The organism is Trebonia sp. (genome assembly GCF_049794275.1).
GTDB lineage: Bacteria > Actinomycetota > Actinomycetes > Streptosporangiales > Streptosporangiaceae > Trebonia.
Genome location: NZ_JBARCR010000481.1, coordinates 1 through 12,425, shown reverse-complemented (window position 1 = coordinate 12,425; position 12,425 = coordinate 1). Strand labels below are relative to the sequence as shown.

The 12,425-nt window shown below is 68.8% G+C and carries 14 protein-coding genes; 9 read left to right on the top strand and 5 right to left on the bottom strand.

Going from position 1 to position 12,425, the window contains the following annotated elements; translation table 11 throughout:
- The 7 genes from WA805_RS13200 to WA805_RS13170 form a co-directional block, all read left to right on the top strand.
- Positions 1–1,259, top strand: a 1,259-nt coding sequence (locus WA805_RS13200) for an RNA polymerase sigma factor (protein ID WP_425242474.1), incomplete at its 5' end; no start/stop codon positions are given.
- Positions 1,260–1,328: 69 nt separating this feature from the next.
- Positions 1,329–1,880 (top strand): VOC family protein, encoded by a 552-nt coding sequence (locus tag WA805_RS13195; protein ID WP_422275133.1) that lies wholly within the window; start codon positions 1,329–1,331, stop codon positions 1,878–1,880.
- 42 nt (positions 1,881–1,922) lie between these two features.
- Entirely contained in the window at positions 1,923–4,436 is a 2,514-nt protein-coding gene (locus WA805_RS13190) for a serine/threonine protein kinase (RefSeq protein ID WP_425242473.1), read from the top strand.
- A gap of 46 nt (positions 4,437–4,482) precedes the next feature.
- Positions 4,483–4,926: an FHA domain-containing protein gene (locus WA805_RS13185; protein ID WP_424561900.1), complete on the top strand. Its 444-nt coding sequence runs from the start codon at positions 4,483–4,485 to the stop codon at positions 4,924–4,926.
- An 8-nt stretch (positions 4,927–4,934) separates the two neighbouring features.
- Positions 4,935–5,612, top strand: a complete 678-nt coding sequence (locus WA805_RS13180) for a 3-oxoacid CoA-transferase subunit A (protein WP_422287261.1) — start codon at positions 4,935–4,937, stop codon at positions 5,610–5,612.
- A complete protein-coding gene (locus WA805_RS13175; RefSeq protein ID WP_422275141.1) occupies positions 5,609–6,247 on the top strand; it encodes a 3-oxoacid CoA-transferase subunit B in 639 nt (212 codons plus the stop codon). Before WA805_RS13180 ends, WA805_RS13175 begins: the two co-directional genes overlap by 4 nt.
- Before the next feature lie 195 nt (positions 6,248–6,442).
- Positions 6,443–7,975, top strand: a complete 1,533-nt coding sequence (locus WA805_RS13170) for a sensor histidine kinase (RefSeq protein ID WP_422275143.1) — start codon at positions 6,443–6,445, stop codon at positions 7,973–7,975.
- A gap of 68 nt (positions 7,976–8,043) precedes the next feature.
- Here WA805_RS13170 and WA805_RS13165 read toward each other — a convergent pair whose 3' ends face one another.
- From WA805_RS13165 to WA805_RS13145, 5 genes are read right to left on the bottom strand one after another with little or no spacing between them, the layout of a single operon-like run.
- Positions 8,044–8,400 (bottom strand): iron chaperone, encoded by a 357-nt coding sequence (locus tag WA805_RS13165; RefSeq protein WP_422275145.1) that lies wholly within the window; start codon positions 8,398–8,400, stop codon positions 8,044–8,046.
- Complete coding sequence (locus WA805_RS13160; protein WP_425242472.1) at positions 8,397–8,909, bottom strand: VOC family protein; 513 nt, start codon at positions 8,907–8,909, stop codon at positions 8,397–8,399. The genes WA805_RS13165 and WA805_RS13160 overlap by 4 nt, the downstream gene beginning before the upstream one ends.
- Positions 8,906–9,166: a lipoyl domain-containing protein gene (locus WA805_RS13155; RefSeq protein ID WP_422287266.1), complete on the bottom strand. Its 261-nt coding sequence runs from the start codon at positions 9,164–9,166 to the stop codon at positions 8,906–8,908. Before WA805_RS13155 ends, WA805_RS13160 begins: the two co-directional genes overlap by 4 nt.
- The gene (locus WA805_RS13150) at positions 9,163–10,161 is read right to left on the bottom strand and encodes an alpha-ketoacid dehydrogenase subunit beta (RefSeq protein ID WP_422287268.1); all 999 of its coding nucleotides are present in this window, start codon (positions 10,159–10,161) and stop codon (positions 9,163–9,165) included. The genes WA805_RS13155 and WA805_RS13150 overlap by 4 nt, the downstream gene beginning before the upstream one ends.
- 3 nt (positions 10,162–10,164) lie before the next feature.
- Positions 10,165–11,193: a thiamine pyrophosphate-dependent dehydrogenase E1 component subunit alpha gene (locus WA805_RS13145; RefSeq protein WP_425242471.1), complete on the bottom strand. Its 1,029-nt coding sequence runs from the start codon at positions 11,191–11,193 to the stop codon at positions 10,165–10,167.
- A 213-nt stretch (positions 11,194–11,406) separates the two neighbouring features.
- Here WA805_RS13145 and WA805_RS13140 point away from each other — a divergent pair, with 213 nt between their 5' ends.
- Together WA805_RS13140 and WA805_RS13135 are read left to right on the top strand one after the other, a co-directional pair.
- On the top strand, positions 11,407–11,940 hold the full coding sequence (locus tag WA805_RS13140) for an LURP-one-related/scramblase family protein (RefSeq protein WP_422275155.1): 534 nt from the start codon (positions 11,407–11,409) through the stop codon (positions 11,938–11,940).
- A 136-nt stretch (positions 11,941–12,076) separates the two neighbouring features.
- Positions 12,077–12,379, top strand: coding sequence for a hypothetical protein (locus WA805_RS13135; RefSeq protein WP_422275157.1), 303 nt, complete (start codon positions 12,077–12,079; stop codon positions 12,377–12,379).
- Positions 12,380–12,425 lie beyond the last annotated feature (46 nt).

The window sequence follows — 12,425 nt, the reverse complement described above, 5'->3', positions numbered from 1 at the left end:
GTCGAGGTGCGGCCGTTCCTCGGCGAGTGAGCGTGATGGACGTCCAGGAGGCGGTCATCCAGGCCCACCGCGAGGAGTGGGCGCGGGTGGTCGCCTCCCTGACCAGGCGTTTCGGTGACCTCGACATCGCCGAGGAGGCGGCGGCCGAGGCGTTCGCGACCGCCGTCGGGCGGTGGCCGGCCGACGGCGTACCCCCCAACCCCGGCGCCTGGCTGACCACCACCGCCAACCGCAAGGCTATCGACCGGATCCGACGAGAGAACAAGCGCGGCGACAAGCACAAGGAGGCTCAGCTGCTGTACGACGACGACCCGCCCGAGCCTCCCGGCGCCATCGACGACGAGCGGCTCCGGCTGATCTTCACCTGCTGTCACCCGGCGCTCGCGATGGCGACCCGCGTGGCGCTGACGCTGCGCATGGTCGCCGGCCTGACCGTGCCCGAGATCGCCCGCGCCTTCCTGGTGCAGGAGACCACCATGGGGCAGCGGATCACCCGCGCGAAGGCCAAGATCAAGGCGGCCCGCATCCCTTACCGGATGCCGTCCGCTGAGGATCTCCCGGCACGCGTCTCCGGCGTACTCGCCGTCCTCTTCCTCGTCTTCAACGAGGGCTACCTGGCGACCGGCCCCGACACCGATCCCGTACGTCACGACCTGACCGCCGAGGCGATCCGGCTCACTCGGCTGATCCGTGCCCTCCTGCCGGATGACGGTGAGGTGGCCGGGCTGCTGGCGCTCATGCTCCTCACCGAGGCCCGCCGCACCGCCCGGATCTCGGCGAGCGGCGAACTGGTCACCCTCGTCGAGCAGGACCGCGGGACCTGGGACGCGGGGCTGATCGCCGAGGGTCACCGGCTGGTGCGCGAGCGCCTGGCCGCCGGCGTGGCGCCGGGTCGCTACCAGATCCTCGCAGCGATCAGCGCCGTGCACACCTCCGCCCGTGACGTACGTGACACTGACTGGTGGCAGGTCGTCGCCCTTTACGACCAGCTCGTCCGCCTCGACCCCTCGCCGTTCATCGCCCTCAACCGGGCCATCGCGGTCGCCGAGCTCGACGGCCCGGAGGTGGCACTGGCGGCCGTCGACTGTCTTGAGGACAAGCTGGCCGGCTATCACCTCTACCATGCGACCCGGGCCGACCTGCTGCGCCGGCTGAGCCGCGGTCAGGAGTCGCGCGCGGCGTACGACACAGCCATCGAGCTGGCGGGCAACACTGCCGAGATCGCCTACCTGACCCGCCGCCGCGACCAGCTGGGGTAGCGCCCGCGCCGGCGAAGGAAAACTGGCGAAGGAGAATAGGAGGCGTTCCTTAGACGAAAGAGGTGCAACGTGGCGATTCTCGGCCTCGGCCACACCGGGCTTTGGGTGACTGACCTGCCGGCGATGCGCGACTTCTACGAGCGTGTGATCGGCCTGACCGTCACCGACGAGGACGAGGAGCAGGGCATCGTCTTCTTCAGCGCCCAGCCGGACGTCGAGCACCACGAGTTCGTCCTGCAGCGCGGCCGCACCGCGGCACCCGGGTCGATGCTGTCGCACCAGATCTCCTGGCGGGTGGACTCGGTGGAGACGCTGCAGGCCTACCACCAGCGGTTCAAGGAAGAAGGCGTCCCCGTCCAGCAGGAAGTCACCCACGGCAACGCCTACGGCATCTACTTCTTCGACCCCGAGGGCAACCGCGGCGAGGTCTACCTGCGCATCGAGCGCGACGTGCGGCAGCCGTTCCGCAAGTCGCTCAACCTGGAGCAGCCCGTCGAGGCGGTGCACGCCGAGGCCGAGCGGCTGCTGAACGACGGCGGCCCCGCCTACCAGGCCGCCACCTGGACACCGGTCTCCGACTCCGGCCAGGCCAGCGCCGACGGGTTATCAATCAGGCCCTAGAGCTTTTTCCCGCGGCGGGTACGATTCCCGTTGGGAGAGAACATGGCAAGCAGGCGACGTCGGCTTGACCCTGTGGGGCCGTTTGGCAATCCGGACGGGTCGCGCGCCGACATCGAGGACGTACTCAGCGAGTTCGTCGATTTCGGCGGCAATCCGGCGTATGGCCACCTCGCGACCCGCGCCAACGACGCGGCGGTGCGCGTCATCGTGGGAAAGCTCGGCGCGGGCAAGACGGTCTACCTGCGGCGCCTGCAGGATTTTCAGGCGCATCAGGAGTCTGTCTACGCCGATGTGGCGCAGCAGAGCCTGCCGAAGACCGAAGTCATCGTGAAAGCGTGCCAGTGGTTCTCGGATCGCGTCCTGGTCGAGAAGTGGATGCAGATCTGGGAGCGCGCGATCACGCGGTCGCTGGTCTCGAACCTGCTGCGCAATCCCGAGCTGCGCCCGCAAGTACGCGACGAGGAGGCCGAAGAACTCGAGAAGTCGTACACCCGGCTGCTCGATGACTTCATCCGGCCCCGGTCGATCTACAGCGCGTTGCGCGACATCATCAATCAGCGGCAGACCGCCCATCAGCTGTCCGCATACCTCGACGATCCGCTCTGGGACGACCTCGAGCATCTGCTCGGCGAGGTTGTCAGCCATTGCAAGCCGGTCTTTTTCTACCTCGACGCGGTCGACGAGGAATTCAGCCATGCCCCGATGTACTGGCTGAAGTGTCAGGAGGGACTGTTCTACCAGGTCATGCGGCTGCTCCGCGACCAGAAGCTGGGCGGCCGCCTGCACGTCGTCATCTGCATCCGCGACATCGTCATGTCATCGGTGTACCTGTCAGAACACGCGCCGCGGTACTACAACGAACCGCACATCCGGGTGCTGACCTGGAACCGCGACTCGCTGCTCTACCTGCTCGAGCAAAAACTGAAGCGGCTCCCGCCATCACTGCTGATGCGGCGCACCAGCACCGGACCCCCCACGATCCGCGACTGGCTCGGGCTCAACGGCGACTGCCAGGGACTCGACGGGGACGAAACGATCGAGGACTATCTGCTCAGCCACACGAGGATGATCCCGCGCGACATCATCTCGCTGGGCAACGAGCTGAGCGAGGAGGTCTTGCGCCAGAAGCAGGCTGGCCATGCCGGACTTTCCGTGGAGGCCCTGCAGGCGGTGGTGCAACGGTGCGCCAAGCGATTCGGCGATTCGCAGCTCGCGCAGTGCGCCAACCAGATCTCGTCGGACCTGATGCCGCCGAACGCCGCCCTGCAGGAATACTCCGAACTGTTCACCAGCACCCAGGCATACATCAGCGGGGTGCAGGAGGAGGTTCGCTCCTTCGTCCAGATGATGGGCGTGGACCGGTTCTCGCGAGGGGACCTGGCGGCACTGCAGGAAGTGGTGGATCAGCACTTCGAGAAGGTGACGAACCTCGCCGCCGTACTGTGGCAGAACGGCCTGCTGGGATATGTCGACGAGTCCGGACGCCGCAGGTTCTACTCCATGAGCGACGTCGAGCAGTTCCACTATCCGCCGGACGCGAACACCTACGTGCTGCATCCGTGCCTGGTCTACGCCGTCGGGGGAATCCAGCACGTCCGGGAGGACTCTGGCGGCAAGCGCCGGCGTACCCGACGGTTCACGCCTCCTGAGCGCAAGGATCTCCCCCAGGCTCCGGCCGCCGAACCGCGCCACGGCAACGGCGGCACCAGGGCTCTCCCGGAACCTGCCCCGACTGCGACGCGGTCCGTGGCCAGGGCCGCGGACTACGCCGTCGGCGACGTCATCGACGGCCGCTTCAAGATTCTCGAGAAACTCGGGGAGGGCGGATTTTCGAAGGTCTACCGGGTGCGCGATGACGTCGAGGATAAGGAGCGCGCGCTCAAGCTCTTCGCCACCGCCGCCGGGCATGAGGCGGTGCGCCGCGAGATCGGCGCCCTGCGGGAGATCCGTCACCCCAACGTGGTGGAGGTCTTCTGGGCAGGCCAGACCAAGGCGGGCGACTGGTATCTCATTATCGAGTTCATCGCGGGGGAGTCGCTGGAGGAGTTCGTCACGGGAGAGCGGAACCTTCGTGACCGGGAGGCGCTAGACGTCGCGCTCGACCTGCTGGACGCGCTCGCCGCTTTTCATCCCGATGCGGAAGGGCGCGGGCTGATCCACCGCGACATCAAACCGCGCAACGTAATGCTCACGCGCACCGGGGTGAAACTGCTCGACTTCAACATCGCCTCCCGGGTCGGCGACCCCGTGCATACGCAGTCCGGCACGCCGCGTTATCAGCCGCCCGACGCCGACTCCACCAGCTGGGACGCTTCCACGGACCTGTTCGCCGTCGGCGTGCTGCTTTACCAGCTGCTCTGCAACGGCAGCCACCCGTACCCGAATGCGCTGCCCGTGATCGACGGGCCCGTAACCGACCCGAGAACGATTCGCCAGGACCTCGGGCCTGATCTCGCGGAATTCCTCATAACGGCATGCGCCCCGGCCAGTCGTGACCGTTTCGCCACGGCCGCCGAAATGCAGCTCGCCTTGCGCGATATCCGCGTTCACCTTTGAACCGATCAGCTTGCGTGTGCCGGGGACCGCGGCCCACTATCAATAGGTGGCCTCCCTCATCGAACGCCTCGCGCAGGCTGCCTACGACGCGCACCGCGCCGCCCTTCCCAGCTCTCTCCCAGAGTGGGAAGAGCTCAGCAAGCAAGAGCAGAAGGCTTGGCAGGCTGCCGTGTCCGCCGTCGCCGGGCAAGCCGGCAGCACCATCGCCGAGTCACACGGCAAGCCGCTGGTCCTCCAGATCGGAGACCAGCGCCATACCTTCGGTACGGACTTCACCGTCGGCCGGGAGGGCAGCCTCGCCATCGACGACGACTTCGCTTCCGGGCAGCACGCGCGTTTCCAGACCGTTCGCGGCCTGTGGTACATAGAAGACCTCGGCTCCAGGAACGGCACATCGCTCAACGGGCGCCGCGTCCTTTCCTACCAGTTGCTGAAGAAGCGTGACAAGATCACGATCGGCCACACGGTCATGACCGTGGTGTCGGCCTGAGTGCGCTGGTGAGCAGGACGCAGTTCCCGGCCTCCGCACTCGACGCGGTGGCAGATACCCCGGACGGCGCTACCGTGCTTGTCGGCGGATTCGGCCTGGCCGGCATGCCGTCCGAGCTCATCGACGCCCTCATCGAGCAGGGCGCCGGGTACCTGACGATCGTGTGCAACAACGCGGGCAACGGCGACACGGGCCTGGCCGCGCTGCTGCGGGCAGGCCGGGTGCGCAAGGTCATCTGCTCCTTTCCGCGGCAATCGGACTCCTACGTCTTCGACGAGCTCTACCGGGCCGGCAAGATCGAGCTGGAGCTGGTCCCGCAGGGCAATCTCGCGGAGCGCATGCGGGCGGCAGGGGCCGGCATCGGGGCCTTCTACTGTCCGACCGCGGTGGGCACGCCGCTCGCCGAAGGCAAAGAGACGCGGGTGATCGACGGGCGCACCTACCTGCTCGAGTACCCCATCCACGGCGACGTCGCGCTGATCTCGGCCTGGCGCGCCGACGAGCTGGGAAACCTGGTGTACCGCAAGACGGCGCGCAACTTCGGGCCGGTGATGGCCACGGCCGCCCGCACCGTGATCGCGCAGGTCACCGACGTCGTTCCGGCGGGTTCGCTGGACCCCGAGGCGGTGGTGACGCCGCGCATCTACGTGGACCGGGTGGTCCGGGTCGAGGGGGGTGCGCGATGACCGGGCCGCTGACGATGGACCAGCTCGCCGCGGTGATCGCGAGGGACATCCCGCCCGGCTCGTTCGTCAACCTCGGCATCGGCCACCCCACCAAGGTCGCCGACCACCTGCCGCCCGAGGCCGGCGTCGTGCTGCACACGGAGAACGGCATGCTCGGCATGGGGCCCTCGGCGGCCGGCGCGGACGTGGACCCGGACCTGATCAACGCGGGCAAGATCCCGGTCACCGAGCTGCCAGGCGCGGCGTACTTCGATCACGCCAGCTCGTTCGCGATGATGCGGGGCGGGCATCTGGACTTCTGCGTGCTCGGGGCCTACCAGGTGTCGGCCGGCGGCGACCTGGCCAACTGGCATACCGGCGCCGCGGACGACATCCCCGCCGTCGGGGGCGCCATGGACCTGGCCATCGGCGCCAAGAGCGTGTTCGTCATGATGTCGCTGTTCACCCGGGGCGGGGCGGCCAAGCTGGTGCCGCGCTGCACCTATCCGCTCACCGGAGCCGGCTGCGTGTCCCGCGTCTACACCGACCTCGCCGTCTTCGACATGACCCCGGAGGGACCGCGGATCAACAGGTCTTTCGGGATTCCGGCCGCCGAGCTGGCGGAAAGGCTCGCGCTTCGCGGTCTTGCGGGCTGAGCCGCGGCAGGTCACCATTGGTCAACCACCCTAGTTTTCGTGGCTAGGGCCGATCACCAGTACCAGATTCCTGCCGCAAAGGGGACTATTCGGGTAAGCGTTCGGGGGGGAGCGGAAAGCAATCATGACTAGCCTCAGGCCTTATTGCCGCACAGCACGCGGCGCGGGCGCAGTGAGCGAACCGCAGCGGATGGCATGCCCGGATCCGCGGGTCTAGGCCTCGAGAACGGGCTCGCTGACGGCACCCGGCGCCAATCAGCGGACAGCGGGCACGGCCGTGCCGCCTTCCTGGCTGCCTTCGTCCGGCACCGGAACCCGCGTCGCCGGCTACGCCGCCTCGTCCTGCCGCTGGCCCCTCCCGCTGAGGACGAGACGGCACAGAAACCGGCCGGCCTGAGCGCGGTCTTTCCCGTGACCCGGCGCCTGCGGTTCGGGGACGATCTCGAGCCGGGCTTCGTCGAGTACCACGTCGAGCGCTCGCTGCCGTTCGCCCGCCTCGCGCTGGTCCTGGCGATCGTGCTCTACGCGCTCTTCGGGATTCTTGACTTGTACATCGTCCCCAGCGCGGCCAAGTGGATATGGCTGATCCGGTACGCGTTCTTCTGCCCCGTCGCGCTGGTCGTCCTGCGGCTCACGTTCACGCGATGGTTCAGGCCCGTCATGCAGCCTGTCCTGACCGGCATGGCGATCTGGACCGGACTGGGCATCGTGGCGATGATCGCCATCGCCCCGCCAACTGTGGGCTACCGCTATTACGCCGGCCTCCTGCTGGTGATCCCGTGGGCGTACACCATGCTGCAGCTGCGGTTCGCCTGCGCCACGCAGGCGTGCCTGGTCATGATCATCGGCTATGAGCTGGTAGCCGTGTGGGTGAAGCACACGCCAACGCAGGTCCTGGTCTCCAATAACTTCTTCTTCCTGTCGTCGGTCATCATCGGCATGGTCGCCGGGTACACGATCGAACGCGGCTATCGCACCCACTTCCTGCAGCGCCGCCTCATCGAGGCCCAGCGCGCCGAGCTCGCCGTCCACAACGAGCAGCTCGACTCCGCGCTGCAGAAGTCCCTCGACGGGCTGCAGCGCCAGGCCGCCGAGCTCAAGGCCTCGCGCGCCCGCGTGGTGGCCGCGGGCGACTCCGAGCGCCGCCGCATCGAGCGCAACCTGCACGACGGCGCGCAGCAGCACCTCACCGCGCTGGCCATCAAGCTAAGCATGGTCTCCGACCTGGGCGAAGAAGACCCGGCCCTAGGGAAGGAGCTCCTCGAGGAGGCTCGCTGCCAGGTCAACGACGCGACCCGGGAGCTGCGCGACCTCGCGCACGGCATCTATCCCCCGCTGCTGGCGGAAAACGGGCTGCCGACCGCCCTGTCGACGGTGGCACGCTGGTCCACACTGCCCGCCACGGTGGACGTCGCCCAGCTCCGCAGGTACCCGGCCGAGGTGGAGGCCACCGTTTACTTCTGCTGCCTTGAGGCGATCCAGAACGCCTGCAAGCACGCCGGGCGGCACGCCACGCTCGCGCTGCGCGTGCGGGAGGACGCCGGGACGCTGACCTTCCAGGTCACCGACGACGGGAAGGGATTCGACTCCCGGACGCGCGGGCTGGGCGCCGGGTTCCTCAACATGACCGACCGGCTGGGCGCGCTCGGGGGCAGCCTGCAGGTGAAGTCGGCGCCGCGGCGGGGCACGACGGTAGCGGGGACGATTCCGGTCAGCGCCCTCCGCTGACGCTGACACTGACGCTGACACTGACGCTGGGCTGCCTCCGCCGGGCGGCTGACCGGGGTTGCCGCGGGTCAGCCGGCTAGGGCGCCGCGGAACAGGTCGAGGAATTCCTCGTCGCTGATCGCGGCGGCGTCGTCCGGCCGGAGCTGGATCGTCCCCGTGCTGGTCTTGAGCCTGGGATGGCGCTCGACGAACCCGCCGTCGTCGTCCTTCCGCCAGCCGTACACGGAGATGCCGTGCTTCCAGGCAGCCAGGAGCACGCGGCGGCCGCCCGCCTTGTACGTCGGCATCTTGTACGACATGACGACGGTCACGTCGGGACGGGCACGGTGGATCAGCCCGTGCAGCCGGTCGAACAGCGGCCGGTGTGCGGCGGGGATCGCGTCGATGTAACCGCGGACGTCCTCGTCCACCGGAATCTCGGTCATCGGCGCACCAGCTTACGGACGCTGTCGTACAGCGCCTGCGACTGGGGTGTTCGTTCCCACAGCTCGGTCACCGTTCCGCGGGCGTCGGCACCGTCGAGGTAGACCCAGCGGAACGGGTTTCCCGGGCCGGTGCCGTCGATGAGCAGGGTCCGCTCCGGATTGTCCCTGCGTGCCGCCGCGAGTTGCTCGTCGAAGTCTGTCACGACGAAGGCGAGATGGTGCATGCCCTCGCCGCGCTCGGCGAGGAACGCCGCGTGCGGGGAACGGTCGTCGAGAGGCTGCAGCAGCTCGACCAGCACACCGCCCAGCGCGCAGAAGGCGATCTTCAGAGAGACCGGGACCGGCTTGCCGTGGACAAGCACCTGGTCGAAAAGCGACTCCTCCCCCATGCTCAGGCACGGGCCCGCGCCGAGGCGCGTACGCAGTTCCTCCTGCGCTGCTTCGCAGTCCCGCACGACCCAGCCGATGTGGAACAGCTCCCCGAGCCGCGGCGGCGGCAGCGCCGTCATCCCGGCACTCCGTCGATCTCGACCACGCACACCGCCTCGCCGACCCGCACGTCGCTGCCCGCGGGGACAGCGTGCTCGACCATCACGCCGTCGCCGGTGGCCGTCACCTCCTGGCTGATCTTCTCCGTCTCGATCTCGTACAGCGGGTCGCCCTTGCTGAACGCCTCGCCGGGCTGCCGGCAGAACCGGACGACCGTCGCCTCCTCCATCGTCATCCCGATCTTCGGCAGCTTGACCCGCACCCGCAGCACGCTCACGCGAGCACCTTCTCGCTCCGGCCGGTCCGCCCGAGCAGCTCACGCACGGCGGCGGCGATGCGGGCCTCGCCAGGGATCACGTGCGCCTCCGCGTTCGGGGCGTACGGGATGGCCACGTTCGGCGTGGTGACCCGCCGGATCGGGCCCTTCAGCAGGGCGAAGCCCTGCTCCGCGACCACGGCGGCGATCTGGCTGGCCGCCGAGCAGCACTCGCGCGCCTCGTCCACGACGACCAGGTGGCCGGTCTTCGCGACGGAAGCGAGCACCGCGTCGGTGTCGAACGGCACCAGGGTGCGCGGATCGATAACCTCGGCGCTCACCCCCTCATCCGCCAGCGTGGCCGCCGCGGCGAGCGCCGGCTTGACCATGCGCCCGATGGCCACCACGGTGACGGCGCCGCCTTCCCGGCGCACGGCCGCCTTGCCGAACGGGACGAGGTACTCGCCGTCGGGCACCTCGCCCTGATCGCCGCCGCGGCCGTTCGGCTCGAGGACGAAGCACGGGTTCGGGCTGCGGATCGCGGTCTTCACCAGGCCCTTCGCGTCGGCGGACGTGGCGGGGACGGCCACGTTCACCCCGCCGAGGTTCATCAGCATCGGGTAGGAGGTGTCGGAGTGCTGGGCCGCGTTGGAAGAGCCCCCGCCGATGGTGGCGATGATCGTGATCGGCAGCTCCATCTGGCCGCCGGTCATCAGCCGGAGCTTGGACATCTGGTTCCCGATCGCGTCCATGCCCGTGTAGAGGAAGTTCGAGAACATCATCTGCACGACCACGTGGTAGCCGGCCGAGGCGAGGCCGACCGCCATGCCGGTCAGCGTCGTCTCGCAGATCGGGGTGTTGCGGATCCGGTCGTGGCCGAACTGCTCGTGGACCCCGCGCAGGTCGCCGACGATCGACAGCTCGACGTCCTCGCCGTAGACGATGACCTTCGGGTCGCGCGCCATCTCCTCGACGATGCCGTCGTGGATGGCCTGGATGAGACGGGTACGGGCCATGGCTCAGGCCTCCTCGGGTGCGAACATCAGCGTCTCGGCGAGTTCGGGGTCGGCGGGCTCGCCGGCCTCCGCGTAGGCCGCGGCGTCCGCCACGCGGTCGGCGACCTCGGCGTCGATCCTGTCGAGGTCCGCCGCGGGGACGGTACCCGCCGAGGTCAGCGCGGACCGGAACCTGGCGATCGGGTCCCGCTGCCGCCAGGTCTCGATCTCCTCCTCCGCCCGGTATCCCCCGCCGCTGAGCACGAAGGACTCGGCCTCGAAGTGGCCCTGGATGCGGTAGGTGCGCGCCTCGATGAACGACGGCCCGCCGCCCGCGCGCCCGCGCCGGACTGCTTCGCCTGCCGCCTGCCACACCGCGGTCACGTCGTTGCCGTCCACCTCGGCGACCGGCACGCCGAACGCCCGCGCCCGGTCAGGGATCCGCCCCGACGTCACCTCGGCGCTGGGCGTGAACTCGGAGAACCCGTTGTTCTCGCAGACGAAGACCACCGGGAGCCCCCACAGCGACGACACGTTCAGGGTCTCCATGAGCACGCCCTGGTTCGAGGCGCCGTCGCCGAAGAAGCAGACCGCCACCTTGCCGTCCCCGTCCAGCTTCGCGCCGAACGCCGCCCCGGTCGCGATCGACAGCCCCGCGCCCACGATCCCGTTGGCGCCGAGGATCCCCTTGGAGATGTCCGCGACGTGCATCGAGCCGCCCATGCCGCGGCAGATCCCCTCGCGCTTGGCCCAGATCTCGGCCATCATGGCGCGCACGTCGCCGCCCTTGGCCAGGAAGTGCCCGTGGCCGCGGTGCGTCGAGGTGGCGTAGTCGCGGTCCTCGAGGTGCGCGCAGACCCCGGCCGCGACCGCCTCCTCGCCGATGTAGAGGTGCACCGCCCCTGGCAGCTTGCCCGCGGCGCTGTCGTCCCTGAGGCGCTCCTCGACGCGGCGGATCAGCACCATCGACTCGTATAGCCGCAGCGCTTCCGCCGCCGACGGCCCACCGCCGGGCCGGCTGCCCGCCGAGGTCACGTCGAGCCCTGTCGTCATCGCGTTTCCTCCTCCTGCGGTCTTCTTCGACCTCCCCTGAGGTCAGATCAACACTGTCAGCATCGCACTCGGGTTCCGGGAGGAATAGATCATTCGGAACGGACTAGTGGTGACTGTCCAGGTCTCACCCGCCAGGGATGAGGCACACTGGCATTGCCAGCCCAACCATGGGCGTGACGGACGGGGTGCGGCGACAACGGCGAGGGGGCGGCATTGTTCGGCAGGAAGAGACGGGAGCAGCGGCGCTTCGACAGTGACGCCACGCGGTACAAGATGCGCCAGCGCATGCTCTCCATCGGCGACGACTACGAGATCGAAAACGATAACGGGGAGCGGGTCTTCAAGCTAGACGGCAAGGCGCTGCGGATCAGGAAGACCATCCTGTTCAAGGACATGGACGGCCGTGAACTGTGCAAGATCCAGGAACGGATGCTGCATCTGCGGGACAGCATGGAGATCGAAGGGCCGGACGGGAAGCGGATCGCGATCGTCAAAAAAGCCATGATCGCGCCGCTGCGGGAGCGGTGGATAGCGAAGATGGAAGACGGCCCGGACCTGCACGTCCAGGGCAACATCGTCGACCACGAGTACACCATCGAGGGCGACGGGACCAAGGTCGCCGAGGTGTCCAAACGATGGTTCCGGGCCCGGGATACCTACGGGGTCGAGGTCGCGCCCGGCCAGGATGATGTGCTGTTCCTGGCCATTTCCGCGGTCATCGACACCATGGCCCATCCGGCCAGGTAACCCGGTCTGAGCCGCACGCCGTGCCGCGGTTCGCGACAAGGCGGCCGCGAGGAGCAGCCCGGTGAGGATGACGAGGGCGGCGAGCGACGCGGCGAAGCCGGCCGTGAAGTCCGGCGCGTTGTAGCTGAAGACGAGGGTGCCGAGCCCTGGCGGCACGTCGACGGCCTGGACCCGGCCGTCGACGGCGACGGCCAGCGTCACGGACCGGCCGTCCCGCGGGTCCCAGGTGACGGTCCAGCCGGGGATCGCCGCCACCGAGCGGACCACGCGGGCGCCGTGCGGGGTGAACACGGTGGCCGCCGCCGGTTCTGCCGGGGTGCCCGACACGTCCTTGACCCATGATCCGCGGACCGACTGGCCACGCAGCGGCTGGATGGTGAGCGGGGCGCGGGCCAGCCGGTCGGTAAAGACCGCGAACGAACCGTCCAGTCCCGCGTAGGTCCAGCGCGGCGGCACGAGGGCGTTTTGCAGCTGGCCGTCGGCGG